General features: G+C 69.9%; 26 protein-coding genes. 9 read left to right on the top strand and 17 right to left on the bottom strand.

The window, feature by feature from the left end; genetic code table 11:
- Positions 1 to 113: 113 nt before the first annotated feature.
- The gene (gene serC / locus IEY87_RS25480; RefSeq protein ID WP_189141290.1) at positions 114 to 1,223 is read left to right on the top strand and encodes a phosphoserine transaminase; all 1,110 of its coding nucleotides are present in this window, start codon (positions 114 to 116) and stop codon (positions 1,221 to 1,223) included.
- 53 nt (positions 1,224 to 1,276) lie between these two features.
- Here the strand turns inward: serC and IEY87_RS25485 are convergent, their stop codons facing one another.
- The 4 genes from IEY87_RS25485 to IEY87_RS25500 form a co-directional block, all read right to left on the bottom strand.
- The gene (locus IEY87_RS25485) at positions 1,277 to 1,900 is read right to left on the bottom strand and encodes a rhomboid family intramembrane serine protease (protein ID WP_189141291.1); all 624 of its coding nucleotides are present in this window, start codon (positions 1,898 to 1,900) and stop codon (positions 1,277 to 1,279) included.
- Between the two features lie 118 nt (positions 1,901 to 2,018).
- Positions 2,019 to 2,783 carry a crotonase/enoyl-CoA hydratase family protein gene (locus IEY87_RS25490; RefSeq protein WP_189141292.1) on the bottom strand — a complete coding sequence of 255 codons (765 nt, stop codon included), beginning with the start codon at positions 2,781 to 2,783 and terminating at the stop codon, positions 2,019 to 2,021.
- Positions 2,784 to 2,839: 56 nt separating this feature from the next.
- The gene (locus tag IEY87_RS25495) at positions 2,840 to 3,613 is read right to left on the bottom strand and encodes an SDR family NAD(P)-dependent oxidoreductase (protein WP_189141293.1); all 774 of its coding nucleotides are present in this window, start codon (positions 3,611 to 3,613) and stop codon (positions 2,840 to 2,842) included.
- Positions 3,614 to 3,662: 49 nt separating this feature from the next.
- The gene (locus IEY87_RS25500; RefSeq protein ID WP_189141294.1) at positions 3,663 to 4,001 is read right to left on the bottom strand and encodes an STAS domain-containing protein; all 339 of its coding nucleotides are present in this window, start codon (positions 3,999 to 4,001) and stop codon (positions 3,663 to 3,665) included.
- 73 nt (positions 4,002 to 4,074) lie between these two features.
- Here IEY87_RS25500 and IEY87_RS25505 point away from each other — a divergent pair, with 73 nt between their 5' ends.
- A complete protein-coding gene (locus IEY87_RS25505; RefSeq protein WP_189141295.1) occupies positions 4,075 to 5,097 on the top strand; it encodes a potassium channel family protein in 1,023 nt (340 codons plus the stop codon).
- Here IEY87_RS25505 and IEY87_RS25510 read toward each other — a convergent pair.
- The 4 genes from IEY87_RS25510 to IEY87_RS25525 all read right to left on the bottom strand — a co-directional run bounded on the left by IEY87_RS25510 (position 5,069) and on the right by IEY87_RS25525 (position 9,498).
- Positions 5,069 to 5,827, bottom strand: coding sequence for an energy-coupling factor ABC transporter ATP-binding protein (locus IEY87_RS25510; protein ID WP_189141296.1), 759 nt, complete (start codon positions 5,825 to 5,827; stop codon positions 5,069 to 5,071). The two genes, IEY87_RS25505 and IEY87_RS25510, sit on opposite strands and share 29 nt — an antisense overlap.
- The gene (cbiQ, locus tag IEY87_RS25515) at positions 5,824 to 6,579 is read right to left on the bottom strand and encodes a cobalt ECF transporter T component CbiQ (RefSeq protein ID WP_189141297.1); all 756 of its coding nucleotides are present in this window, start codon (positions 6,577 to 6,579) and stop codon (positions 5,824 to 5,826) included. Before cbiQ ends, IEY87_RS25510 begins: the two co-directional genes overlap by 4 nt.
- Before the next feature lie 24 nt (positions 6,580 to 6,603).
- Positions 6,604 to 7,614, bottom strand: a complete 1,011-nt coding sequence (locus IEY87_RS25520) for an energy-coupling factor ABC transporter permease (RefSeq protein ID WP_189141298.1) — start codon at positions 7,612 to 7,614, stop codon at positions 6,604 to 6,606.
- A 72-nt stretch (positions 7,615 to 7,686) separates the two neighbouring features.
- A complete protein-coding gene (locus tag IEY87_RS25525; protein WP_225277682.1) occupies positions 7,687 to 9,498 on the bottom strand; it encodes a glycosyltransferase family 2 protein in 1,812 nt (603 codons plus the stop codon).
- A 368-nt stretch (positions 9,499 to 9,866) separates the two neighbouring features.
- Between IEY87_RS25525 and IEY87_RS25530 the strand changes: the two genes are divergently transcribed.
- Positions 9,867 to 10,175, top strand: coding sequence for a P-loop NTPase family protein (locus IEY87_RS25530; protein WP_189141300.1), 309 nt, complete (start codon positions 9,867 to 9,869; stop codon positions 10,173 to 10,175).
- Positions 10,176 to 10,402: 227 nt separating this feature from the next.
- Here IEY87_RS25530 and IEY87_RS25535 read toward each other — a convergent pair whose 3' ends face one another.
- Both IEY87_RS25535 and IEY87_RS25540 read right to left on the bottom strand, forming a co-directional pair.
- Positions 10,403 to 10,540: a hypothetical protein gene (locus IEY87_RS25535; protein ID WP_189141301.1), complete on the bottom strand. Its 138-nt coding sequence runs from the start codon at positions 10,538 to 10,540 to the stop codon at positions 10,403 to 10,405.
- Between the two features lie 145 nt (positions 10,541 to 10,685).
- Positions 10,686 to 11,255, bottom strand: a complete 570-nt coding sequence (locus IEY87_RS25540) for a CGNR zinc finger domain-containing protein (RefSeq protein ID WP_189141302.1) — start codon at positions 11,253 to 11,255, stop codon at positions 10,686 to 10,688.
- A gap of 71 nt (positions 11,256 to 11,326) precedes the next feature.
- Here IEY87_RS25540 and IEY87_RS25545 point away from each other — a divergent pair, with 71 nt between their 5' ends.
- The 3 genes from IEY87_RS25545 (at position 11,327) to msrA (ending at position 14,064) form a co-directional block, all read left to right on the top strand.
- The gene (locus IEY87_RS25545; RefSeq protein WP_189141303.1) at positions 11,327 to 12,079 is read left to right on the top strand and encodes a class I SAM-dependent methyltransferase; all 753 of its coding nucleotides are present in this window, start codon (positions 11,327 to 11,329) and stop codon (positions 12,077 to 12,079) included.
- A 20-nt stretch (positions 12,080 to 12,099) separates the two neighbouring features.
- Positions 12,100 to 13,470 (top strand): pyridoxal phosphate-dependent decarboxylase family protein, encoded by a 1,371-nt coding sequence (locus tag IEY87_RS25550; protein WP_189141304.1) that lies wholly within the window; start codon positions 12,100 to 12,102, stop codon positions 13,468 to 13,470.
- 81 nt (positions 13,471 to 13,551) lie between these two features.
- Positions 13,552 to 14,064: a peptide-methionine (S)-S-oxide reductase MsrA gene (msrA, locus tag IEY87_RS25555; protein ID WP_189141305.1), complete on the top strand. Its 513-nt coding sequence runs from the start codon at positions 13,552 to 13,554 to the stop codon at positions 14,062 to 14,064.
- A gap of 39 nt (positions 14,065 to 14,103) precedes the next feature.
- On the opposite strand, the gene IEY87_RS25560 is transcribed toward msrA, so the two are convergent.
- The 3 genes from IEY87_RS25560 to IEY87_RS45975 all read right to left on the bottom strand — a co-directional run bounded on the left by IEY87_RS25560 (position 14,104) and on the right by IEY87_RS45975 (position 16,726).
- Positions 14,104 to 14,580 carry a hypothetical protein gene (locus tag IEY87_RS25560; protein WP_189141306.1) on the bottom strand — a complete coding sequence of 159 codons (477 nt, stop codon included), beginning with the start codon at positions 14,578 to 14,580 and terminating at the stop codon, positions 14,104 to 14,106.
- Positions 14,581 to 14,725: 145 nt separating this feature from the next.
- Positions 14,726 to 15,160: a hypothetical protein gene (locus IEY87_RS25565; protein WP_189141307.1), complete on the bottom strand. Its 435-nt coding sequence runs from the start codon at positions 15,158 to 15,160 to the stop codon at positions 14,726 to 14,728.
- Positions 15,161 to 15,250: 90 nt separating this feature from the next.
- Positions 15,251 to 16,726: a serine/threonine-protein kinase gene (locus tag IEY87_RS45975; protein ID WP_225277657.1), complete on the bottom strand. Its 1,476-nt coding sequence runs from the start codon at positions 16,724 to 16,726 to the stop codon at positions 15,251 to 15,253.
- A 296-nt stretch (positions 16,727 to 17,022) separates the two neighbouring features.
- Between IEY87_RS45975 and IEY87_RS25575 the strand changes: the two genes are divergently transcribed.
- The gene (locus tag IEY87_RS25575; RefSeq protein WP_189141308.1) at positions 17,023 to 17,418 is read left to right on the top strand and encodes a peptidase inhibitor family I36 protein; all 396 of its coding nucleotides are present in this window, start codon (positions 17,023 to 17,025) and stop codon (positions 17,416 to 17,418) included.
- A 161-nt stretch (positions 17,419 to 17,579) separates the two neighbouring features.
- On the opposite strand, the gene IEY87_RS25580 is transcribed toward IEY87_RS25575, so the two are convergent.
- The 4 genes from IEY87_RS25580 to IEY87_RS25595 all read right to left on the bottom strand — a co-directional run bounded on the left by IEY87_RS25580 (position 17,580) and on the right by IEY87_RS25595 (position 20,095).
- Positions 17,580 to 17,717 (bottom strand): hypothetical protein, encoded by a 138-nt coding sequence (locus tag IEY87_RS25580; protein WP_189141309.1) that lies wholly within the window; start codon positions 17,715 to 17,717, stop codon positions 17,580 to 17,582.
- A 14-nt stretch (positions 17,718 to 17,731) separates the two neighbouring features.
- Positions 17,732 to 18,103, bottom strand: a complete 372-nt coding sequence (locus IEY87_RS25585) for a hypothetical protein (protein ID WP_189141310.1) — start codon at positions 18,101 to 18,103, stop codon at positions 17,732 to 17,734.
- 410 nt (positions 18,104 to 18,513) lie between these two features.
- Positions 18,514 to 18,993, bottom strand: a complete 480-nt coding sequence (locus tag IEY87_RS25590; protein WP_189141311.1) for a hypothetical protein — start codon at positions 18,991 to 18,993, stop codon at positions 18,514 to 18,516.
- Positions 18,994 to 19,261: 268 nt separating this feature from the next.
- Positions 19,262 to 20,095: an SDR family NAD(P)-dependent oxidoreductase gene (locus IEY87_RS25595; RefSeq protein WP_189141312.1), complete on the bottom strand. Its 834-nt coding sequence runs from the start codon at positions 20,093 to 20,095 to the stop codon at positions 19,262 to 19,264.
- Between the two features lie 227 nt (positions 20,096 to 20,322).
- Between IEY87_RS25595 and IEY87_RS25600 the strand changes: the two genes are divergently transcribed.
- Entirely contained in the window at positions 20,323 to 21,261 is a 939-nt protein-coding gene (locus IEY87_RS25600; RefSeq protein ID WP_189141313.1) for a LysR family transcriptional regulator, read from the top strand.
- A 310-nt stretch (positions 21,262 to 21,571) separates the two neighbouring features.
- Positions 21,572 to 24,778, top strand: a complete 3,207-nt coding sequence (locus IEY87_RS25605) for an AfsR/SARP family transcriptional regulator (protein ID WP_189141314.1) — start codon at positions 21,572 to 21,574, stop codon at positions 24,776 to 24,778.
- Positions 24,779 to 24,864: the final 86 nt, after the last annotated feature.

Consider the following 24,864-nt stretch of genomic DNA (forward strand, 5'->3'; position numbering starts at 1 on the left):
CCTTCGACCGGTCGCATTCTGTGATCTCTCAACGAACGACTCGGGTAAATGGTTCATTTCTCATCATCCGGACCCGGGCTCGGGCGGTTTCCCGAGGTCGCTAACCTGGTGGCGTGGCTGACATCGTGATTCCCGCTGACATCAAGCCCGCCGACGGCCGCTTCGGCTGCGGGCCTTCGAAGGTTCGACCCGAGCAGCTGGCCGCGCTCGCCGCCTCCGGCGCGAGCGTGATGGGCACTTCCCACCGCCAGAAGCCGGTCAAAAGCCTCGTGGGACGCGTACGCTCCGGGCTGGCCGACCTGTTCTCGCTGCCCGAGGGCTACCAGGTCGTGCTCGGCAACGGCGGCACCACCGCCTTCTGGGACATCGCCTCCTTCGGGCTCATCCGTGACCGGTCGCAGCACCTGTCCTTCGGCGAGTTCTCCTCGAAGTTCGCCACGGTGGCCAAGAAGGCCCCCTGGCTGGGCGAGCCGTCCGTGATCACCTCCGAGGTCGGCACCCACCCGCGGGCCGTCGCCGAGGACGGCATCGACGTCTACGCGCTCACCCACAACGAGACCTCCACCGGCGTGGCCATGCCGATCAGCCGGGTGGGCGGCGACGACTCCCTGGTGCTCGTCGACGCCACCTCCGGGGCGGGCGGCCTGCCCGTGGACGTGTCGGAGACCGACGTCTACTACTTCGCCCCGCAGAAGAGCTTCGCCTCCGACGGCGGCCTGTGGATCGCGCTCATGTCGCCGCGCGCCCTGGCCAGGGTCGAGGAGATCGCCGCCGGCGACCGCTACGTGCCGGAGTTCTTCAGCCTGCCGGTGGCCATCGACAACTCCGCCAAGGACCAGACCTACAACACCCCGGCGGTGTCGACCCTGTTCCTGCTGGCCGACCAGCTCGACTGGATGAACGGCAACGGCGGCCTGGCCTGGACCACCTCCCGCACGGCCGACTCCGCCCAGCACCTCTACACCTGGGCCGACAAGTCGTCCTACGCCACCCCGTTCGCCGCGCCCGAGTTCCGCTCGCAGGTGGTCGGCACGATCGACTTCGCCGACAGCGTCGACGCCGCGGCGGTGGCCAAGGTGCTGCGCGCCAACGGCATCGTCGACACCGAGCCCTACCGCAAGCTGGGCCGCAACCAGCTGCGGGTGGCGATGTTCCCGGCCATCGACCCGGCCGACGTCGAGGCCCTGACGGCGTGCGTCGACCACGTGGTCGAGCGCCTCTAGCCCGTCGCACGACGAACCGGCACCGGCGCCGCGCCGGTGCCGGTTCGGTGTTCTCAGTAGACGGGCTTGGCGGTCGGGGACCGGCGCAGCACCCAGGCGGCGATCACGCCGCCGATGAGCCCGAACAGGTGACCCTGCCAGGAGATGCCCGGCTGGTTGGGCAGCACGCCGGCCAGGATGGACCAGTAGGCGATCGCGGTCCCGATGCCGATGACGATGTCCAGCAGGTGCCGGTCGAACAGGCCCCGGGCCACCACATAGCCGAAGTAGCCGAACACCAGCCCGCTGGCGCCCACGGTGAAGACGTTCGGACTGGTGAACCAGGTGCCGACGCCGCCGATGACGATGATCAGGAGGCTGGCGGCGAAGAACTTGCCGAGGCCGCGCAGCCCCGCGAGAAAGCCGAGCACCAGCAGCGGCAGCGAGTTGGCTATCAGGTGCCCGAAGCCCATGTGCATGAAGGGCGCGGTGAAGATGCCCATCAAACCGGCGGGATGCCCGCCGAGGATGCCGTACTCCCGGTCCATGTCGCCCGGCGTGATGTAGTCGAAGATTTCAATGATCCACATGGCGCCGAGCACGGCCACCATCACGAGCAACGCGCTCAGGGCACCCGACAGCAGTGTCCCCGCGCCGCGCTTGGCGGACTCGAACGGGGATCTCGAATAGTCGCTCATCCGCGTCTCCCAAAGAGGTCGTGTCCCTTTACCGTACGTAGGAAGCCGCAGGTCCGTGTAAAAACCCCCTCCCGATCGCGGGAGGGGGTGGTGGTGCGCGGGTGCCGAGGTGCCGGGGCTACTCGCCCTTCCACTGCGGGGCGCGCTTCTCGGCGAAGGCCGCGGCGCCCTCCATGGCGTCCTTCGAGCCGAACACCGGGTTGATGATCGCGGACTGCTTGGCGAACATCTCCTCCAGCGACCAGTCCTGCGACTCGATGATCACCTTCTTGGTCGCGGCGAGGGCGAGCGGCGCGTTGGCGGCGACCTTGCGGGCCAGCTCCAGCGCCCCCTCCAGGGCCGCGCCCGGCTCGGTGACCCGGTTGACCAGGCCCAGCTCGTACAGGCGGGAGGCCGGGTAGTGGTCGCCGGTCAGGGCGAGCTCCATGGCGACGTGGTAGGGGATCCTGCGCGGCAGCCGCATGATGCCGCCCGCGGCGGCCACCAGCCCGCGCTTGGGCTCCGGCAGGCCGAACTTCGCCTCCGCCGAGGCCACGATGAGGTCGCAGGCCAGGGCCAGCTCGAAGCCGCCCGCGAGGGCGTACCCCTCGACGGCGGCGACGATGGGCTTCTTGGGCGGCGCCTCGGTCAGGCCGCCGAAGCCGCGCCCCTTCACCACGGGGAGGTCGCCGGTCAGGAATCCCTTCAGGTCCATCCCGGCGGAGAACGTGCCGCCCGCCCCCGTCAGGACGTACGCCGAAATTTCGGGACGTGCGTCGAGCGCGTCCAGCACCTCCGCGACGCCCCGCGCGACCGCCCCGTTGACCGCGTTACGCGCCTTGGGGCGGTTGATGGTGATCACGGCTACGCCGTCGGACTCCTCGACGAGTACTTCGTCAGACACGAGACCTCACTTCCGGGACCTGGCTGGACTACTTGGGCTGGACTACGTGGGCTGGACTACTTGGGCTGGAAGCGGATGCCGCCGTCGAAGCGGACGACCTCGGCGTTCATGTAGTCGTTCGCGATCAGCGAGGACACCAGGTGGGCGAACTCGTCGGCCCGGCCCATGCGCTTGGGGAAGACCACCGGCGCCACCAGCTTGGCCTTGAACTCCTCGGAGTTCGGCGAGAAGCCGTAGATGGGGGTGTCGATGATGCCGGGGCAGATCGTGTTGACCCGGACTCCGATGGCGGCCAGGTCGCGGGCGGCGGGCACGGTCATGCCCACGATGCCGCCCTTGGAGGCGCTGTAGGCGAGCTGCCCGGTCTGCCCTTCCAGCGCGGCCACGGACGCGGTGTTGATCACCACGCCGCGCTGCCCGTCGGCGTCGGCGGGCTCGGTCTTGGCGATGGCAGCCGCGCCGATGCGCATGAGGTTGAACGTGCCGATCAGGTTGACCTCGATGACCTTGCGGTAGGAGGCCGGGTTGTGCGGCGCCCCGTCGCGGTTGACCGTGCGCTCCGCCCAGCCGATGCCGGCGCTGTTGACCACCACGCGCAGCGGCTTGCCGGTGGCCACGGCGGCGTCCACGGCCGCCTGCACCTGCTCGTCGTCCGACACGTCGGTCTTGGCGAAGACGCCGCCGAGCTCGTCTGCGAGGGCCTTGCCCCGCTCCTCGTTGAGGTCGGCGATGACCACGGTGGCGCCCAGTCGCGCCAGCTCTCGGGCCGTGGCGGCACCGAGGCCGCTGGCACCGCCGGAGATGATTGCTGCAGATCCGTTCACGTCCATAGCACGGACCCTAACCCGCCAACCGAATGAAGTTCTACTCGGGGGCGGGTCAAATTCCGCCTACGGCGCTGTCCACGTCGGAGTAGACCTTGATGCGCCGGTCCAGGCCGGTCGTACGCAGGATCCGGGCCACCGGCGCCTGCGGAGCCGCCAGCGAGACGCCGCCGCCCTCGCTGGTCGCCAGCCGCCAGGCCTCGATCAGCACCGACAGGCCGCTGGAGTCCATGAAGGACAACTGCTGGAGATCGAGGACGAGCCTGGCGCTGTCCTGCTTGATCGCATCGCGCACCTCGTCCCGGAGGAATGGCGCGGTGAACAGGTCAAGCTCTCCCGCAACGGCCACCACCACGGCGTCACCGAGGGCGTGTCGCGCAAGCCGCAGCTTCATTGGCCCCTCCTCGATGAGCCACTGTACTTCGACTTGCCCTGATACCGAGCATGCGCAAACTACGATCAGTCGCATGTACGAGGACGAGACGGCACTCGGTGTCCGCATGCCGTCCGCCCGGCGTGGCCCGCTGCGGGCGGTGCTGCGCAGGATGGCCATCGCGCTGGCGATGCTGCTGGCCATGTTCGCCCTGGTGGCGATGGACCTCGACGGCTACCACGACAACGCCGACGGCGAGGTGTCCCTGCTCGACGCCCTCTACTACGTGACGGTGTCGATCTCGACCACCGGCTATGGGGACATCACCCCGGTCACCCCGGCGGCCAGGCTGGTCAACATCGTGGCCGTCACCCCGCTGCGCATCGCCTTCCTGGTCGTGCTCGTGGGCACGACCCTGGAGGTCCTCACCAAGCGCACCAGGGACGCCATACTGATCGACCGCTGGAGGGCCAGGTTGCACGACCACACCGTGATCATCGGCTACGGCACCAAGGGCCGCGCCGCGAGTCGCACCCTGCTGGAGAACGACCTGCCCAAGGAGTCCATCGTGGTGGTGGACCCCGACCCCGTCGTCATCCAGGAGGCGGCGTCCGACGGTTTCGTCGGCGTCGTCGGCGACGGCACCCGCAGCCATGTGCTCAACCGGGCCAAGATCGGGGACGCCCGCAAGATCATCATCGCCACCCGCCGCGACGACACCACGGCCCTGGTCACGCTCACCGCCCGCAGCCTCAACGCCGGCGCCACGATCGTGGCGGCGGTCCGCGAGGCCGAGAACGACCCCCTGGTACGGCAGAGCGGCGCCGACGTGGTGATCATCTCGGCGGAGGCCGCCGGCCGCATGCTCGGCGTCGCCACCCAGAGCCCGGCGGTGAGCAGCCTGATCGAGGACCTGCTCGCCTACGGCAAGGGGCTGGACGTCTACGAGCGGGCCATCCAGCCGACGGAGGTCGGCAAGCCCCTGGTCCAGGGCGAGGAACTGGTGGTGGCGGTGGTGCGCGACGGGACGTACCTGACCTACACCGACCCCGAGGTCGCGACGCTGCGGGCGAGCGACCGGCTGGTGCTCATACAGTCTCCGCCGCGGCGGGAATAGCGAACCCGTACGGGAGCTCCAGGCGGTGGCGGGCGAGCAGGTCCGCGTCGGCGAGCAGCTCCCGGGTGGGGCCGTCGGCGGCGATCACCCCGTCCGAGAGGATGAGCGAGCGCTCGCACAGCTCCAGCGCGTACGGCAGGTCGTGGGTGACCATGAGCACGGTCACGTCGAGCGAGCGCAGGATCTCGGCCAGTTCCCGGCGGGCCGCCGGGTCCAGGTTGGACGACGGCTCGTCGAGCACCAGGATCTCCGGCCGCATCGCCAGCACGGTCGCCACCGCCACCCTGCGGCGCTGACCGAACGACAGGTGGTGCGGCGGCCGGTCGATGGCCTCCAGCATGCCCACGCGCTCCAGGGCGGCCCTGACGACGCCGTCCAGCTCCTCGCCGCGCAGCCCGGAGTTGGCGGGGCCGAACGCCACGTCATCCCGGACCGTGGGCATGAAGAGCTGGTCGTCGGGGTCCTGGAAGACCAGGCCGACCCGCTGCCTGATCTCCTTGAGCGTGTCCCGGCGCACCGGCGTGCCGGCCACCGCCACGCTGCCGTGCCCGGCGGTGAGGATGCCGTTGAGGTGCATGACCAGGGTGGTCTTGCCGGCGCCGTTGGGGCCGAGCAGCGCGACCCGCTCGCCGCGCCGGATGGCCAGGTCCACGCCGTAGAGGGCCTGGGTCCCGTCGGGGTAGGCGTAGGCGAGCCGGCTGACCTCTAGAGAGAGATGGTGATGCGTCACAGCGAGAGTCCCCACACTGCCAGGGCCGCGAGCGGCAGAGCGAGCGCGGCTCCCCATTGTCCGGCGGATGCCGACATTTTCTGAATTATCGGCATCTGGCCGGTGTAGCCGCGGCTGAGCATCGCGAGATGCACCCGCTCGCCGCGCTCGTACGAACGGATGAACAAGGCCCCGGCCGACCGGGCGATCACCGGAATTTGCCGGAAATTTCGTGCTTCGAAACCTCGGGACTCCCGCGCGATCCGCATCCGCCGCATCTCGTCCAGGATCACGTCCAGATAGCGGAGCATGAACATCGCGATCTGCACCAGCAGGCCCGGCACCCGCAGCCGCTGCGCCCCCAGCAGCACCGCGCGCGGCTCGGAGGTCGTCGCCAGCAGGATCGAGGCGACCACCCCGAGGGTCGCCTTGGCCAGGATGTTCCAGGCCGCCCAGAGGCCGGGCACGCTCAGCGACAGCCCCAGCACCGTGGTCCGCTCCCCCAGCCCGATCACCGGGATGAGAAAGGCGAACAGCACGAACGGCACCTCGATCACCATCCGCCGCGGGATGTGCCCCGGCGGGATGCGGGCCACGGCCGCCACCGCGACCAGGAGCAGGGCGTACACCCCGAAGGCCCAGAACCGCTCGCGCGGCGTGGCCACCACCACGATGGCGAAGCAGAGGACGGCGAGCAGCTTGCACTGCGCCGGCAGCCGGTGGACGGGCGAATCGCCCGGCACATAGAGCCGATGTCCGTGCCCAGCCCCCATCGGCCGCCCCCGCTTCCCGATCGCTCAGACCCGCGTCTTGTCCTTGCTCCGCGCGGCGTAGCCGAGCGCCCCCGCCACCAGCAGCGTCAGCCCGACCCCGATGATCCCCGCGATGCCCACGGGGATCCCGCCCACGTCACCGTAGTCGGCCAGGCTCCAGGTGCCGAACAGGTGGTCGCCCGCCTGGCTCAGGAAGCCCTGCTCCTCCCCCACGGCCTCCAGCCCGTCCGGGTCACCGGAGGCGAAGAAGGACACCACACCCGCCAGCAGCAACGTCAGCCCGAGCGCGCCGAACACGAACGGCCTGCTGCCCACCGAGGGCGCGGGATCGGCCTGCTCCTGCGGCGTGACCGTGCTGGTCCCGTCCGCGCCGCGCAGTTCCAGCGGCCGGGCGATCCCCCGGGCGCCGTACACGAGGTCGGGACGGACGGCGAGCACCGCGCCCACGGTGAGCGCGGTGATCAGCGCCTCGCCGATGCCGATGAGCACGTGCACCCCGCCCATCGCGACGGCGACGGCGGCCAGGTCGATCGGCGCGGTGCCGCCGATCCAGAACAGCGCGGTGAACGCCAGCGCGGAGGCGGGCACCGAGAGCAGCGAGGCGACGAAGGCCGCCACGGTGATCCCGCCCCGGCCGCCGGCCAGGCGGGTGATCAGCCTGAAGACGCCCCAGCCGACCAGCACCGTGACGATGCCCATGAGGAAGATGTTGACGCCCAGCGCGGTGAGCCCGCCGTCGGCGAAGAACAGCGCCTGGACGAGCAGCACCACGGTCATACAGAGCACGCCGGTATAGGGCCCGACGAGGATGGCCGCCAGCGCGCCGCCCAGCAGGTGACCGCTGGTCCCCCCGGCGACCGGGAAGTTCAGCATCTGGACGGCGAAGATGAACGCGGCGACGAGCCCGGCCATGGGCGCGGTCCTGTCGTCGAGCTCGCGCTTGGCCCCGCGCAGGCAGACGGCCACCCCGGCGGCCGCCACCGCCCCTGCCGAGATGGACACGGCCGCGTTGAAGAAGCCATCGGGTACGTGCACGACGATCCTCCGAACCAAGGGTGCGAACGTCCCTACTTTAGGACATCGTCTTGCACTTGCACATAGGTGGCATTAGCGCATGATTCTTCGGAAGACCATCCGCGCGGTGAGCTGCCGCACGACCGTGCTGAGCCGCCCCTTGCCCGAGGTCGCGTACGGGCGCACGCTCCGCAGCACGGTCCCGCCCAGCCAGCGGCGCGGCGCGGCCACCGTCTCGGCGTCCGTCTCGATCCTGAACCTGGCGGGCGGCCCGCCGAGCTCCAGCTCCAGATAGGCGTCCCAGGTGCCGGGGGCGTAGCGGCCCATGGCCTGCCTGGCGACGAAACCGCCACCGGGCAGCGCGATCACCCGCTCGGCCCGCTCGCGCCCGCTGCGCCGCTCGCGCCAGACCAGCCGCCGCACGGCGGAGGCGGGCGGCACGGTCCCGACCACGCTGATCTCCCCGTCGACGACCAGCCGCCGCCCGAACGACCAGCTCGTCCTGGTGATGCGCACCCTGCCGGGCACCCCGACGACGTACCCGCCGACGTCGACGCTGAGGTTGCCGTTCTCCCTGGTGAAGTACGGCAGCACCACCACGCCGTCGAGCAGCCGGGGCGCCGGGCGGGTGAGCCCGTCCTCCCGGTCCGCGCCGAGCCTGCCGGACCTGACGACGCCTTCCAGCTCGATGGTCACCCGCAGGTCCCACACCCCGGAGCCGAGCGCGCCCACGTCGATCCTGGCGGTGAACCGGTCCCCCGCGATCTCCGCCGGCACGACCAGCTCGCGCTCCGGCTCCTGCCGCGAGCGCAGCACCAGGGACACGGACTCGTGCGCGCCGATCCCGGCCAGCGCGGCGACGCCCATCACCACCAGCCGGTCGCCGTCCCAGCGCAGCCCGGTCAGCCGCCGCCGTACGGTCGCGCTCTCGATGTCGGCCAGCCGGACCAGCCGGTCGACGTCGCCGAGCGCGGCCAGCCGCTGCCGGTCGGTGCCGCTCAGCCGCTGGTAGACGCCGGGGGTGAGCCACTGGTCGCAGATGCCGGCCACCGCCTGCGCGATGTCCTTGCGCTTGACGTCCCCCGCGGCCAGGAACGGCGCGCCGAGCTGCGCGAAGGCGTCCAGCTTGAAGTGCCGCAGCAGGAGGTGGTCGCGCAGCGGTCCGGGCGGGATGTGCTCGGCCATGAGCTGGATCGGCCCGCGGATCATGGCGAGCCAGGCGACCGGGTCGCGGCTGTCCGGACGCTGCATGACGCTGCTGCCGTCGGCCCTGGCGACCAGGTGGTAGCAGTCGTAGTCGGCGACCACGGAGATCGTCTCGGCGTGGCAGTAGGCGTGCACGCTGAAGTAGATGTCCTCGCCGACCAGCAGCCCCTCGCGGAACCTGATGTGGTGCCGCTCCAGCAGCTGCCGGCGATACAGCTTGAAGCAGCACAGACTGTTGTAGACAGCGCTGTCGCCCAGCTCCGCGCGCTCCACGCTGCGCTGGAACATCGAGGCCGGAGCCCGCCTGCCATGCCCCACGATCTTGCCGAGCACGATGTCGGAGTCGTTCCTGTCGGCCATCGCGACCAGGCGTTCGAGGGCCTCAGGGCCGAGATGATCGTCGGCGTCGCAGAAGAACACGTAACGCCCGCCGGCGTGGTCGAGGCCGACGTTGCGCGGCCGGCCGGCGCCGAGCCCGCCTTCGACCCGGATGACCCTGACGACACCGCGATGGTAGGTGGCGTAGAGGTCGAGCAGATCGGCACTGCCGTCGGTCGACCCGTCGTCGACGACGATGATCTCCTTGCTGACCCGCTGCACCAGCGCGGAGGTAAGGCATCTGTCCAGGTAGGCCCGGCAGTTGTGAGCGGGAATGATGATGCTCACATCGATCGCGTCGTCGCTGCCGGTTGTCACCATCGCCACTATCAACCCGCCCCTCGGCGTCACAGCGTGCTTGCGGCTCGTATCAGTATGTGACCAGGGGCCAGGGTGGCGTGGGCCGATCGGAGGTCTTGGTACCCCGGCTTTGCCCAGGGCGGTTATTCCGCGCAATCCGCAAAAAAGCCAGGTAAGCCCGCATTCCCCCTGCACCGAATCGGCTTCGGGGGCGTTGTTATCCCCCTGGGGAGAAGAGAACCTCTCCGGGGGAACAGTGCCGTACCCCCCGCCACCGGCGAGTGATCCACAGGAGGGGGTAACGCGTCTACAGTTAGGCAACCTTGACGGTGGAGGTGGCGGGTATGGGATCGGTTCTCCGCACGCGGATGGCAGGAAAAGGATCGGCTGTGCACACTGCTGAGTTCATCGTCTCCTCAGCTCGGCTGGGAGAGCTCTACGAATGTTCGGCGCTGCTCCGCCGTACCAGGTTGCGCGCGGAGGAGATCGTCGACGAGGCGCGCGCGCTGCTCGACGAGGCCGAGCGGCACGGCGACGCGGAGCGGGTGCTGACCCTGACCGATGAGCTGGAGGAGGCCCGCCAGGCCTACGCGAAGGTGCTGAACGCGTACGTCATCATCTGCCGGCGGATCGACGCGGAGCGGCAGGAGATCCTCCAGGCCCAGATCGAGCACGACCGCCTGTCCGGGGTGGCCTGACCGTTCGCCTATCGCTTGTGAACCTCTGGGGCTCCTGAGCCGTCTCTAGGTCAGGGAGGCCCACATGCGCGTCCTTGACGGTCTCGCGGCGAGCGATGTCGACGAGCTCCAACTGGAGCTGCTGTTGATCGTGGCGCTGCACGAAGAGGCGGAACGACTGGCCGCCGAATGAACGGGCTCCAGCTCCCCGGGGCGTCCTGAGGAGCTGGAGCAGGGGCATCCGGCCCTCAGTCGGCGCACCTGGGCAGCACCTCGTCGCCGCCCGGGTCGGCGGCGAGCAGGCGCTCCACGAGCTGGCGCTGCTGCTCCGGAGTGAGCCGCACCGGCCAGACCGCGGGCAACATCATCAGGTCGCCGTTGGGCATCTCGACAAGGTCAACGGGGAATGGTGGGGAGGAGATCACAATGGCGTCATTCTCGCACGTCAGATGCCTCCGCGAGTCTTGTTCGCGTCCTCGCCACGGGCTGGGGCTCCGACAGTTTCCGCAGGCCAGAGCAGCATTTGCCGACTTATAGTGATTTGCTCCGGGCGCGGAACGCCGCGGTCTTGACCCGGTTCTGGCACGGCGTGGAACAGAACCGGCGGGTCCCGTTCCGCGAGACGTCCACGTACACCCGATCGCAGTGCGGCGCCGTGCACACCCCCAGCCGGTCGGCGAACTCGCTGCCCAGCACGAGCGCGAGCCCGGTGGCACAACTCGCCGCCCAGTCCCCGGCCATGGCGCCGCCGGGGCCGTGGAAGTGCAGGTGCCACGGCTCCCCGTCGTGCCGCTGGAGCATCGGCCTGGCGTCGGTCTCCACCAGCAGCGCGTTGATCCGCAGCGCGGCGGTGTCGAGGTCGCCCGCCGCGACCGCCGCGAAGACGGCACGCAGCCGCAGCGCGACCTCGACCAGCTCGGCGGCCTCGGCCTCGGTGGCGGGCCGGTGCTCCGGGTAGCCGACCCGCAACCCCTCGGTGGCGGCCGCGGCGACGTCGGCGGGCGGTGGCGCGGGCCGGCCGCGCCGCTCTCCGGGGGTCAGGCTGTTGACCAGCCCCACGGCCACTTTGATGACCCCATCCGTGTGACTGTTGAAGTCCAATTGACCAGTTACGCCTTCTGCTTTAGTTTGTGACTATCGAAAGTCTAGACGACAGTCACAAGGAGACTTCTGTGCTCACCCACGATGCCGCACTCGACTGGATCGCGCGCTGGGACCGTCAGCAGGAGGGCTACCTGCCCGACCGTGAGGAGCGCTTCACCGCCCTCATCGACGCCGTCGAAGCCCTGGACCGCCCCGACCCGCTGGTCATCGACCTCGGCTGCGGCCCCGGCTCCCTGTCCGCCCGTCTCCTGAGCCGCCTGCCCAAGGCCCGGGTCATCTCCGTGGACGCCGACCCGCTGCTGCTCGGCCTGGGCCGGGCCGCCTACCCGCACCTCACCTTCGTCACCGCCGACCTGCGCACCCCCGGCTGGACGGCCGCGCTCGGCCTCGACCGTCCCGCCGACGCCGCCGTCAGCACCACCGCGCTGCACTGGATCTCGCCGCCCGACCTGGAGAGCATGTACGCCGAACTCGCCACCGCGCTGCGCCCCGGCGGCCTGCTGCTCAACGGCGACCACCTGGACACGGACGACACCGCCCCCGCCCTGGCCCGGCTCGAACGCGCCGTGCACGACAAGCAGACCGAGCGGACCTTCGCCGGCGGCCGGCCCGAGGACTGGCGGGCCTGGTGGGACGCCGTCGCGGCCGACCCCGCCATGGCCGCGCTCAACGCCGCCCGCACCACCGCCGGCGCCGACCACCACGGCTCCGAGTCCCACCTGCTGTCCCAGCACGCCGACGCGCTGCGGGAGGCGGGGTTCAGCGAGATCGGCACCCTCTGGCAGCGTGGCAACAACCGCCTGCTCTGCGCCGTGCGGTAGACGGCTTCTACTGTGGCCCTATGGACTCCCGTCTCGGTGACGATCTCGCCCAGCTCCCGGAACTGATCGACGCGACCGGCGCGTACGCCGTGCGCATCCTGGACGGCCTCGGCGAGCGTCCCGTCGCGCGAGTGCCGGTGCGGCGCGAGCCTCTCCCCCTGCCGGACCCCGGGATCGGGACCCGGGGTGCGCTGGCGGCGTTCGCCGAGCGGTGGGAGCCCGGCTTCTCCGCCAGCGCGGGCTCCCGCTACCTCGGCTTCGTCACCGGCGGCTGCACCCCCGCCGCGCTGACGGGCGACTGGCTGACCGGCGTGCTGGACCAGAACCCGACGTCCGGCCTCGACTCCACCGCCCCCGACCTGGAACGGGAGACGGTCGCCTGGCTGCGCGAGCTGATCGGGCTGCCCGCCGCGCACGAGGGCGCCTTCGTCAGCGGCGCGACCATGTCCAACTTCGCCGGCCTGGCCATCGCCCGCGAATGGCTCGGCGAACAGCGCGGCATCTCCATCGCCGAACAGGGCATCGCGGCCCTCGGGCCGGTGCGCGTCCTGTCCGGAAGGGCGCACTCCAGCGTCGGCAAGGCGCTGTCCATGCTCGGCCTCGGCCGCTCGGCCCTGCACCCGGTGGACGTGCTGCCCGGCCGGGAGGCGGTCGACGTGGCCCGCCTGGACGCGGCGCTCGGCGCCTTGAACGGCGAGCCCGCCATCGTGGTCGCCAACGCCGGGACGGTGAACACCGGCGACTTCGACGACCTGCGCGCCATCGCCGCCCTGCGCGACCGGCACCCCTTCTGGCTGCACGTGGACGCCGCCTTCGGCGCCTTCGCCGCCCTGTCCCCCGGCCACGCCCACCTGCTCGACGGCCTGGCCGAGGCGGACTCCATCTGCGTGGACCTGCACAAATGGCTCAATGTGCCGTACGACAGCGCCGTACAACTCACCCGCCGCCGCGACCTGCAGACGCGCGTCTTCCAGAACGCGGCGGCCTACCTCGGCCCGGTGAACGACGACCTCGTCCACCTGACCCCCGAGAACTCGCGCCGGCTGCGCGCGCTGGCGGCCTGGTTCGCCCTGGCCGCGTACGGCCGCGACGGGCAGGCGGAGATCGTCCGGCGGGACCTCGCACTGGCGGAACTGCTGGGCGAGCGGATCGCCGCGATGCCCGCCTACCGGCTGCTCGCGCCCGTCAGGCTGAACGTCGTCTGCTTCACCGTCGCCGACGATCCCGCCCGCATCGGCCAGGTGGCACAGGCGGTCACGGACTCGGGCGAGGCGTTTTTGACGACGACCACGTACGAAGGGGTGCCGGCGCTGCGCGCGGCCTTCAGCAACTGGCGCACCACGCGAGCCGACGTGGACCGGGTGGCGAAAGCGCTGGAGCGGGCCGCCTGACGCCGGGGTGCGCATCCGGAATATCCGGGCGTCAGGACGCGTTCTCTGCGACCACCTGCCACTGAGAGAGGACGGGACGGCATGACCACGAACCATGAGAAGGCAGTGCTCGCCGGCGGCTGCTTCTGGGGCATGCAGGAGCTGATCCGCGCGCTTCCGGGCGTCGTGACCACCCGCGTCGGATACAGCGGCGGCGACGTCCCCAACGCGACCTACCGCAACCACGGCACCCACGCCGAGTCGATCGAGATCACCTACGACCCCGCCGGGACCGACTACCGGGCCCTCCTGGAGTTCTTCTTCCAGATCCACGACCCGACGACGAAGAACCGCCAGGGCAACGACGTGGGCCTCAGCTACCGTTCGGCCATCTTCTACACCAGCGACGAGCAGAAGCGCGTCGCGGAGGAGACCATCGCGGACGTCGAGGCGTCGGGGCTGTGGCCCGGCAAGGTGGTGACCGAGGTCGCTCCGGCCGGGCCCTTCTGGGAGGCCGAGCCGGAGCACCAGGACTATCTGCAGCACTACCCGACCGGCTACACCTGCCACTTCGTCCGGCCCGGCTGGCGGCTCCCCAAGCGCGCGACCGCCTGACACGTCCGCGTTTCCCCGGCTGTGTCCGCGCTTGCCCGGCTATGCGCGTACGACGCCCTCGTCGGGGACACGGACGAAGGTGGCGCCCGCGGCGACCGCGCGGGCGCCGAGGACGTGCCCGTCGCACATCCTCGTCTCGGTCCCGGCCCGGTCGATGACCTTCCACGTCACCGGCTCCTGGCACGGCTGACCGAGCCGGTCGTGACTCCAGTCGCGGCGGCACACCCGGCAGGTGGAGACGCCGCCGCTGGAGGAGAGCGTGTTGCCGTGCTCGGGGCAGACCCCCCACGACAGACCGCACGGCCGAGCCTGAAGCCTGACCAGCTCAGCCGCCGCCCGCCGCAGCCCCTCCGCACCGCCGGCCAGCGAGTCCGCGGCCTGCCGGGCGACGGCGAGATGCTCGGGTTCGGGCTCCTGGGCTGGGCCGGGGGCGCTGTCGCAGAGCGCCAGAACCTCGGCGGTGAGCGCCTCGGCACGGCTCGCGAGGACGGTCAGGTGCTCGGGAGTGACAGTCATACGAGCTCCCATCTCACACAGGGCCACCGTGAGTACGGCCTGACCTGGACCCTACGTCGTATCCCCCGTAGGCGTTGACAGCCGCGCTCTCGGCGGGCAGGGGCCGTCCCGCACGCTTTTAAACGGCCACTATTTCGGACGGCCACTATGAAATGGCCCCTGACCGACGGCGAGCCCTGATCGTCAGCACCACCATGACGAGTACGGACGCCACGAACAGTGCCACCGATCCGGCCACCAGCGGGTTGACGAAGCCGGGCACCAGTTCGGGGCCGCAGGTCGTGTCATGCAGCGGCCACAGGCTCAGCGACCCACCCTCCGGACCGCGGTGACCGTACGCGTAGAGGTCCGGCCGGGCCAGCCCGCACCGGTCATCGGGGTCCGTCCACGCCCCGAAAGTCGTCGATTTCAGGCCGTACCCATAGGCGGCGAACGCCGCGCACAGCGCCGCGCCCGACAGCGACCACCCCACCCGCCACCGACCCCGCAACGCGAGCACCACGAGCACAAGACCCGCCACAGCCGACACCGGCCAGGCCAGCATCAACAGGAGCAGCACGACAAGGAGGACGAAGTTCACGAGCGTGACCCTATGGGGCGGTCGGGAACAGCTCGGGATCGGTCCTGCGGGCGCTGCCCGATCATCGGCGTTATCGACACCAGGACCGAATCAGCTCAGGCCTTGAGGGCAGAGGAAGGCTTTGATGCTGCCTGGCGCGCGGGCGAGGAGCGCCGACCGGTCGTCCAGTGAGCAGAGGTTACTGCCGATCTCGGCGTCGACGAATCGGGTGCCGTTCCGCATCGCGATCAGGTCGATCCCGCCGACGCTCGGGGAGGCGATCTCGGCCGCCACCCAGGAGCTCGCGCACCGCTTGCGCTGGACCGAGGCGTCCCCCGGCAGGCTGCCGCCGTTCTGGGCGGCGGCCTGCCGGAGTATCACGTTCGCGGACGGGCACGGGACGCCGGTGGCCGAGCGGCGCGCGCTCGGTCGGGCGCTCGGCTTCTTCCTTGTGCCGGGCGTCTCCTCCGGAGTCTCTTTCGCGCGGGGCGTCTCGCTTGCGCTGGGCGTCTCGCTTGCGCTGGGCGTCTCCTCGACGGTCTCGCGCTCCCTCGCCGTCTCGTCTGGGTCCTCGCTCGTGTCCGGCTCCGGGCTCTCGGCGTGCGTGGACGTGGCACGATCGCTCGGGCCCCGAAGGGCCTCCGGCGTCCCTGCCGAGTTCACCATGAACACCGCGCTGACGGCCGCGACCGCCGCCACAACGGCCACGGCCGGCCGCAGCGGCACCGTGGGACGCTTTTCCTGCAGTGTCATGGGGGTCGTGCCGGCCCTCAGCGCGGTGACCCCGGCGAGCAGCCGGTCCGCGGTGGGCCGGGCCTGCCTGGCCTTGGCGAGCGCGCTCCGTACGAGGTCGCGGATGTTCGCGGGCACCCCGGACAGGTCGGGGTCGACGCTCATGACGCGATAGGCCATGACGTCGGGAGCTCCCGTGCCGAACGGCGGGCGTCCCGTCGAGGCGTACGTCATCAGGGCGCCCCAGGCGAAGACGTCGGCGGCCGCGTCCGCCTCGTCGCCCCGGTACTGCTCGGGACTGATCCAACCGGGCGTCCCGATGAGCGCGCCGGTGCCCGTGAGCCCGCTCTCGTCGAGAGCCCGGGCGATGCCGAAGTCCAGCACCTTCGCGCCGGAGGCGGAGAGGATCACGTTTCCGGGTTTGAGGTCGCGGTGCACGATGCCGACCCGGTGGATGTCGGTGAGCGCTTCGGCGATGTCCACGCCGAACGAAAGCAGCTCATCCGGCCGCAGCGGCCCGTTGTCCTGCACGTACGTGCTGAGCGTCGGCCCGGGTACGAACTCGGTGGCCAGCCAGGGAGGCACCGCGGCGGTGTCGGCGGCCAGCACCGAGACCGTACAGCGCCCGCGCACGCGGGACAGCAGATCGACCTCTCGTACGAAACGGGCGTGGAAGTGCGGATCGGCGGCCAACCCCGGATGGATGACCTTGACCGCGACCCGGGCGCCGTCGTCCGCGATGCCCCCGTAGACCACCCCCATGCCGCCGGCGCCCATCCGGCCCACGATCCGGTAGGGGCCGATCTCCTCGCGCTCGTCCATCGCCAGGGGGCCGAAGCCGCCAGGGTCACTCATCGAGGCTCCCGATCGAAGGATCATCGCAACGGCATTGATCCTATTGACCCGTACTTCGGGGCGCCCGCCTTTGAAGCACCAGATGTCCCTTGATGTCCGGTCCATCAGCCTGGCCGGGAAGGCTCCACCTTGCCGCCGACTACCAGATCATCATTGTCCGCAGCGGCCCGTGGATGTCAGCGATCCTCACGACCGAAAGCGGTTCACACCCCATCCTGACCGAAGTGGACGGTCCGATTCAGACCGGTTAATGTGATCTTGGTCGTCTGACCCCGGCGTTCGAAAGAGGAAAAATCTTGAGGAAACTCGCTACGGGCACCCTGCTCGCCACGCTGATTCTGGTCAGCGTCCCAGGCGCACCCGCAGCCCAGGCGGCCAGCGACACCGGCACCTTCTGCCTCTACGAGCACGACGACTTCAAGGGTGGGAAGTGGTGCATCGCAGGCGCCCCTCACAGGGGCTACAAGAGGGACGACAACCTGGGTAACAACTACTGGTCGGGCACGCAACGCAAGGTGAACAACGGCGCCAGCTCGATGAAGAACACCACCCGGTGTTCGATCACGCTCTTCGACGACTACGCCCTAGGCACGGGGCCAACCTACTACGCGCAGATACGCTCCCAGGATGCCGACCTGACGAACAACGGGATGGATAACAAGGCGTCCTCCCTCTACATGAACTGCGACTAACTCACGCGGCGAGCCGAGCCCGGTCCGTTCCCGACGCAAGCAGCGGGATGGGGCCGCCCCCACCCGCCGTCCGTCCGCGGTGATCTCCTCCTCGGTGGCCGGCGGGTTCTCCTTCCCCGTCCTGTCGATGTCCGGAACCCAGGTGGGTTCGCTGCTCGAGGTCACCCGCAATACTCCTCACCCCGGTAGGGCTTGGGCTCCCCGACGGTGGTGAAGTCGCCGGTCGTCCCGCCCGCGGCAAGGTGGTCAGCGGCGTCCTTTCCATACACGGCCTCGACGACATAGATGGAGCGGGCCACGGACCGAAGTTTGTTCACAACCTCCGCGGCGTGCTTGCGGCCGGACTCGTCGCGGTCCGCGACGATAGAGACGTCAGCACCCTGGAAGTACTCTCGCAGATCATGACGACCCGCTCCTCGCGGATGGCCGCGAGAAGCTCGGGCAGGCGATAGGGGACCAGCTTCACCGCGAGCCTGCCGTCGTCACCGTAGAGGCTCCACCGGCGGCCGGACCGCTCGGACGGGTCGGGCCGCCACTGCTGAAAGCCCTGACAGCCGTTGCCCTTGAGGCGGCACCGGGCGACGCCGTACAGGACAGTGCCGTCGTGGTCGCGGTAAAGGTACTCGGCGGCCTTGTCGTGGCCGCACGGCATCCACAGGTCGGCGTTGCCGTTCGGCTTGACCACATTGTCGCTGCCGAGTGACCCCAGCCGTGCCCGCCGCCCACAACGGGCATTTTTCGTAATCTGCGCAGAAGAAGCCCGCAGCCCTGGCACGGTGGACTGGACCGGCGAACTCTCGGACCAGTAAGGGAAGCGTGATATGTGGTAGGTCATTCTAGGCGCGGTAAGTGCTCTCGGCGGCGTCGCTCTGACCCAGTTCTGGCAGGGCGACGAGAGGCTACCGGCCGCTTCTACGAGCATTGCCGGGAAGCCCACGTCGAGTTCTTGAAGGTCGTCAACGGCTACTGGAATGCGACAGCGCACTACCCGACGTACGGCGGGCCAGGCCCCTCCGACCTTGATCCAGACGAGTTCGATTCCCTGTTCAACGCGCTGCTAGTGCGGTGACCGGAAAGGTTCACCGGGTTGCGCATTCAGGGACGCTGGCGCTGAAACCGGCGCCCCGCCTGCATGACCGGCACGACGACGAGCACCGCGACATGCCACCAGAACAGTCCGTCGAGCACCACCTTCAACCAGTCGACGCTCTTTTCCAACTTTGCTGGATTGGACCTCATCGCAGCGATCGCAGCCATGCTGTCGGCGGTGGCATAACTGTCCAGCCATGCCCAGGGATAGCCCAGTCCGCGATGGTAGCCGTACATGCAGCACACGTCCTCGCGCTCCACCAGCATGCTGAGGAATAGCCCGGCAAGCGTCAGCGCCGTGGTAGCCAGCCAGCCGATTCGGCCCACGCGGCGGGCGGTGACAGCGACCCACACCAGCAGCGCGCCGCCCATGCAGAGCGCCGCGCCAAACGCGACATAGTGGGTCTGCGCCCCGGATCCCAACAGCGCCACAGCGCCGACGATGACACTTGCTGCGCCGAAGAGACCCCATGCCCGAAAGTGCATGCCGCTCAGCATGCCAGGTGGCGCGCTGCCAGTGAATTGCCGAGCCGATGAGTATCGGAGCGGACGAACGAACGTGAGAAAGCCGGCCCCATCACATCTGGGCTCGCTTTCAGCGTCAGCGTCCCTGAATGCGCAACCCGGTGAACCTTTCCGGTCACAGCACTAGCCGTGCAGGTCTTCGCCACTGCACGGAACTATCGCGCAGCGGAGAAGGCCAAGAATGAACTGCTCGCCTATGTGGGCGCGAACGGAAGAGAGCAGGGCCTGGTTAACGAGTCACCTTCGATTTGCGGCGTTGGGCTCGACGGTCCGGGTCGAAGACACGATCCATCGTCATGGCGTTTCTGCGCCGGCTCATGAGCCGGCTCGCGATCACGCCAAGCTGATTGGTGCGCCCGTCGATGACGGTCGGACCTGGGTTTCGACGCTCCAGATGGGCCAGAGCGGTGACGACGACATCTTCGGGCGTCCGCATCCTCCCGGAGGTCAACACGCCGGCACCCGTCCCCATCCCCGTGGTGAACTCCGTATCGGTGGCGCCGGGGCAGACGGCGAACGCGGTGAGCCCCGTGCCACGCAGCTCCGTCCAGAGGGACTCGCTGAAGCTCAGCACGAATGCCTTCGCGGCACTGTAAACGGCCATTCTGGGTGAGGGAAAATAGGCGGAGACGCTGGCAACGTTGATGATGAAGCCGTTGGCGGCGCTCAACATGTGAGGCATGAACGCCGCGGTGAGCTGAACCGGCGCCATGACGTCGACGGCGATCTCAGCCGCGAGACGTCCAGGATCCGCGTCGACGAACCGGGCGAACGTGCCGAACCCAGCATTGTTAATCAAACTCGTGACCTCTACGCCTCGGTCAGCGACAGCCTTACGAAGCTCGTTCCCGACATCTGGGTGTGCGAGATCGAAGGCGATCGCCTCGACCCGCACCTTGTGCGTACGGCGTAGCTCGTCCGCCATCGGTGCCAACCGCTCAGCGCGCCGGGCGACGAGCACGAGGTTCGAGCCGCGCGCCGCCAAGGCCGTGGCAAGGGCTGCCCCGATACCGGAGCTCGCCCCGGTGAGGAGCACGGTTTGTGAGCGATAGTCGACAGTCATAAAGCACGACCCTTCAAGGGTGAGGTTTCCTGTGCCGAGTCACATGTGGGCCGCGGAGCGCGATCGCCTGGTCGCCGAGGCGTTCGGCAGTGGACTCGTTACGGCCGGCGATCCGGGCGGCCGGCCTCAGCTGGACGAGATTGAGTCAACAGCGCGGGAAGACAGCCGTCCAAGACCTGATTCGCACCCCGTCATGCAGAAATGACATAACGAGTAGGCTGCGGGATGTGGCCGACAGCGAACCGCATCTCACCGAACCGCGGCCCGTCCCCGACCTGGATCTAAGGCTGGTCCGCTACTTCACGGCCGTCGCCGAGCACCTCAACTACACCCGTGCAGCAGCGGCGCTGCACGTCGCCCAGCCATCGTTGAGCCGCCAGATCCAGCGACTCGAGGACACCCTCGGCGTACGCCTGTTCGAGCGCACCACCCAGGGCAGCAGACTCACCGCCGCCGGCGAAGCCTTCCTCCCCCGGGCGCAGACCCTCCTGCACCAGGCCGACCAGGCGATACGCGCCGCGCGTGGCGCCACGCCACCGCGTACGATCACCATCGGCTACGTCGAGGACCTCATCATCACCCCGGCGGTCCGTGACCTACGCCGCCGCAACCCCGACGCGCTCGTCCGCACTCGCCACCTGGGCTGGCACGAGGCCCGCGCCCTGCCCGACCGCCGGGTCGACGCGCTGGTCATCCGTACGCCGCTCGCGATCCCCGGCGACGACCTCGACATCACCGTCCTGTACGACGAGCCGCGGGTGCTCGTCCTGCCCGCATCCCACCGCCTGGCGGGGAAGGAGACCGTCACCCTGGACGACTTCGCCGACGAACCCATGGTGGCCTGTGCCGGAGCGCCCGCCCCCTGGACCGGTTTCTGGCGACTCGAACCTCGTACGGACCAACGCCCGACTCCCCTGGCCCCGCTGCTCGCCGACACCATCGAAGACAAACTCGAAGTCGTCGCCGACGGCCAGGCTGTCGCCCTCCTGACCGCGAACGACCAGCGCCTGACCGCACGGGACGACCTTGCCACCGTCGCCGTCGAAGGCATCGACCCCTGCCACGTCGTCGTCGCCACCCGCCGCGAAGACGTCAACCCGCTGGTCGGCCGCTTCCGCCAGTCTGCACAGACCTACCTCACCCGTCATTCGGCCGGCCTACGCTGATCGTTTGGCTCACGGCAAGACGTCCTTCGTCTGCCCCGGATACGACCTGCCCTGACTTCAGCGTTTACCAGAGGGCGGGATCATGGTCGACCCGCCGACGAGAATCACCCGGTCAGTGCCGTTCACGTCCTTGAACGCGCGGCCGAACAGTGCCGCAATCCTGGAATTCGGCCCGGGTGACCTTGCGGCCCAAGTCCGATACGGTCGGGGACGGAGAGCCGGAGGCGAATACTTCCCAACCGTTTCTCCACCCAGTGGACCGCCGGAACAGGCCGTCCGAGTTAACAGTGCGTCCAGCCAAGGGAGCACGATGAGCTTCGGGATATTAGGTCCGCTGACGGTGTGGCGAGAGGGTCAGCCGCTCGATCTCGGCACGCCCAAGGCGCGGGTGCTGCTGGCGGTTCTGCTGTGCCAAGCGGGTAATCCTGTCTCGGAAGATCAACTGGTCGCGGCACTGTGGGGCAGCACTCCGCCGAGGAGCGCCACCAAGAACGTGCAGACCTACGTCCACCGGCTCCGGCGGCACCTGGGCGATCCGGCTCGCGTCGTGCGGCAAGGCTCCGGCTATCTGGTGCCGGTGGCCCGGGATGAGCTGGACGCGGCGAGGTTCGAGTACCTGGCCCGCTCGGGGCTGGCGGTGGAGGCCGCCGACGAGCCGGAGGAGGCGACCCAACGCCTGCACGAGGCGCTGAGTCTCTGGCGCGGGCCGGCTTTCACCGGCATGACCGATGTCCCGATGCTGGCCGCGGAGGCCGCTCGGTTGGACGAGGTCCGCCTGTCGGTCCTGCAGTCGCGGATCGCCGTGGACCTGAGGCTGGGACGCCACGCCGGGCTGCTCGGCGAGCTGACCGCGCTCACCGGCGAGTACCCGCTGCGGGAGCGGCTGCGCGCGCAGCTGATGCTGGCGCTGTACCGCTGTGGCCGGCGCGCGGACGCGCTCGCCGAGTACGCGCGCGCCCGCAGGACCCTGATCGAGGAGACCGGTCTGGATCCGACTGAAGAGCTGCAGGACCTGCATCACAGGATCCTCACCCAGGACCCCGCGCTCGACCTCGTTCCTCGCATCATCACGACGATCACGGGCTCCCTCGGGAGGCCGGACGATGAACCTGCCGCGCGCCTGTCGGATGAGCCGAGCGAGAAAGCGCAACCCGCGTACGCCAACGCCACAACCCCGATGCCCCAACCTCAAGCGGCCCCCACCCCCGCCGAGTTACCGCCGGACATCGCGGACTTCACGGGCAGGGACGGCGAGATGGAGGACCTCACCGAGGTCCTCACGAAGCCACGGCCGGGCACCGTCGCCATGGCCAGCATCGCGGGTCTGGGCGGCCTGGGCAAAACCACCCTCGCCGTGCACGTCGCGCACCGCATCGCGGATCGCTTCCCCGACGGCCAGCTCTACGCGGACCTGCGCGGCGCCTCCGCCGACCCTGCCCGCGCGGAGGACGTGCTCAGCCGGTTCCTGTTCGCGCTGGGCGTCAGCGCCACCGGCATCCCCGATTCCCTGGAAGAACGCGTGGCGCTCTACCGGAGCTGCCTGGCCGGACGCAGAATCCTCATCCTGCTCGACAACGTCGCCGGGGAGGAGCAGGTGCGGCCGCTCCTGCCCGGAGCTCCCGGCACGGCCGTGCTCCTCACCGGACGTGTCCGGCTGATCGGTCTCGAGGGCGCGAGCCTGCTGGAGCTCGACGTCCTGCCGTCGGCCCAGGCCATAGGTCTGCTGAGCAAGATCGTCGGCGACGAACGCGTCCAGGACGACCCGGGCGCCGCTCTGGAGATCACCCGGTTGTGCGGCCGGGTCCCGCTGGCGGTCCGCATCTCGGCGGCCAGGCTCCTCGGCAGAAGGCAGTGGAGCCTGGCCCACCTCGCCGACGTCCTCGGGGAGGAACGGCACCGGCTGGACGAACTCGTGGCGGGCGACCTCGACATCCGCGCGGGATTCGAGATGAGCTACCGTACGCTTCCCGCGGGCGCGCAGCGGGCCTTCCGGCTGGCCGGGCTGCTCGACGCGCCCGATTTCGCTTCCTGGGCGGTGGCGGCCCTCCTGGACGTGCCGGTACGGCAGGCGGAACGCGAGATCGAGACCCTGGTCGACGCCCATCTGCTGACCATCACCAGAACGGACGAGACGGGCGGCCTCAGGTACCGGTTCCACGACCTGCTCCGGTTGTACGCGCGGGAGCGGGCGCAGCGCGAGGACTCCGAGACCGAGCGCCGGGCCGCGCTCCAGCGGGCCCTGGGGGCGTGGCTGGCGCTGGCGGAGGTCGCGGCCGACCACGTGCCGGGCCCCTGCTACGCGCCCATGCACAGCGACGCGCCGCGCTGGCGGCTGCCCGCTGCGGTCTCCGGCCCACTGCTGGCCGACGCGATGGCCTGGTTCGACGCCGAGCACACCGCGCTGCTGGCGGGGTCCTCCCAAGCGTGCGAGGCGCGCCTGACCCAGCTCGCCTGGGATCTCGCGGGATCCACCGAGACGTACCTCAACGTGCGCGGCCTGTACGACGGCTGGAAGCGCACGCACGAGCAGGCGCTCGCGCTCTGCCGGGAGACCGGCGACCGGCGCGGCGAGGCCGTGCTGATGCGCGGCCTCCTGGAGGTCACCACCTGGAACTCGCCGGCGGGCCCCGGACCGGCGATGCTCCGGATGCGGGCCAGCGCTTCGCGGCTCCTCGACCTGTTCACCCTGCTGGACGATCCGGTCGGGGTGGCCGACGCCCTGGCGGTCCTGGCCTGGAGCATGACGGCCGACGGGAACGGCGACGCGCAGGCGCTCGCCCTGGCCGAGCGCGCCCTGCGGACGGCCACCGACGCGGGCTACCTCGGCGGCCAGGCGCGGGCCTACCACGTGATGGCGATCATCCACGGCGAGGACGACCCGCAGGCCGCGCTCACAGTCCTGGAGCAGGCGGTGAAGGTCGCCGAGGCGCTCGGCAACCCTCACTACACCGCGACGGTCACCCAGTTCCTCGGCGCGGCGAAATCGTTCTGCGGTGACTTCACGGGCGGCCAGGAGCTGCTGGAGCGCTCCTTGAGCATGGCCCGGCGGTTGAACTACCGCTACCTGGAGACGTTCACGCTGCTCTACCTGTCGAAGCTGTACGTCTCCATGGGGGACGAGCGGGCCAGGGCGACCGCCGAGCTGACGCTGGCCAACAGCGAGGCCGGGAACTTCGGCCACTACATCGCCGACTCGCTCAGCGTCCTCGGCCAGTTGGACCTGGCCGAAGGGAACGTGCCCGCCGCCATCGCCACCCTCGAACGCTCGGTCCGGGCGTGGCGGACCCGCGGCTCGATCCCCTACCTGGCCCGGACGCTCCGCGCGCTCGGCGACGCCCACGACGCCGCCGGCGACCACCGCACGGCCAGGGCCGTCTGGGAGGAGGCCCGCGAACTGTTCCACGGGATCTCGCACGAGAACGGCATACGAACGCTGGACGCCCGGCTCGCGAAACCCCAGGACCACACGATCGCGTACGACGAAGCCCGGTCGGCCGCGACCGGCGGCAACGCGTGACACCCGGCTCCGCCGACGGTCTCGATCAGCTGATCTCGGCTGTGCTCCCGTGCCGGCAAGTCCGCTGACCTTCCGCTTGCTCCCCT

Origin of the sequence: Nonomuraea glycinis (assembly GCF_014646515.1) — a bacterium.
In the GTDB taxonomy this organism is placed as follows: Bacteria; Actinomycetota; Actinomycetes; order Streptosporangiales; family Streptosporangiaceae; genus Nonomuraea; species Nonomuraea glycinis.

Excerpts from the sequence above, each read along its gene's own strand:
- IEY87_RS25485 (WP_189141291.1), bottom strand. The coding sequence starts at position 1,900 with ATGAGCGACTATTCGAGATCCCCGTTCGAGTCCGCCAAGCGCGGCGCG.
- IEY87_RS25550 (WP_189141304.1), top strand. The coding sequence starts at position 12,100 with ATGGACTCCCGTCTCGGTGACGATCTCGCCCAGCTCCCGGAACTGATC.
- IEY87_RS25590 (WP_189141311.1), bottom strand. The coding sequence starts at position 18,993 with ATGCACTTTCGGGCATGGGGTCTCTTCGGCGCAGCAAGTGTCATCGTC.
- IEY87_RS25560 (WP_189141306.1), bottom strand. The coding sequence starts at position 14,580 with ATGACTGTCACTCCCGAGCACCTGACCGTCCTCGCGAGCCGTGCCGAG.
- IEY87_RS25500 (WP_189141294.1), bottom strand. The coding sequence starts at position 4,001 with ATGAAGCTGCGGCTTGCGCGACACGCCCTCGGTGACGCCGTGGTGGTG.
- IEY87_RS25595 (WP_189141312.1), bottom strand. The coding sequence starts at position 20,095 with ATGACTGTCGACTATCGCTCACAAACCGTGCTCCTCACCGGGGCGAGC.
- IEY87_RS25605 (WP_189141314.1), top strand. The coding sequence starts at position 21,572 with ATGAGCTTCGGGATATTAGGTCCGCTGACGGTGTGGCGAGAGGGTCAG.
- IEY87_RS45975 (WP_225277657.1), bottom strand. The coding sequence starts at position 16,726 with ATGAGTGACCCTGGCGGCTTCGGCCCCCTGGCGATGGACGAGCGCGAG.
- IEY87_RS25495 (WP_189141293.1), bottom strand. The coding sequence starts at position 3,613 with ATGGACGTGAACGGATCTGCAGCAATCATCTCCGGCGGTGCCAGCGGC.
- cbiQ (WP_189141297.1), bottom strand. The coding sequence starts at position 6,579 with ATGGGGGCTGGGCACGGACATCGGCTCTATGTGCCGGGCGATTCGCCC.
- msrA (WP_189141305.1), top strand. The coding sequence starts at position 13,552 with ATGACCACGAACCATGAGAAGGCAGTGCTCGCCGGCGGCTGCTTCTGG.
- IEY87_RS25505 (WP_189141295.1), top strand. The coding sequence starts at position 4,075 with ATGTACGAGGACGAGACGGCACTCGGTGTCCGCATGCCGTCCGCCCGG.
- IEY87_RS25535 (WP_189141301.1), bottom strand. The coding sequence starts at position 10,540 with ATGCCCAACGGCGACCTGATGATGTTGCCCGCGGTCTGGCCGGTGCGG.
- IEY87_RS25525 (WP_225277682.1), bottom strand. The coding sequence starts at position 9,498 with ATGGTGACAACCGGCAGCGACGACGCGATCGATGTGAGCATCATCATT.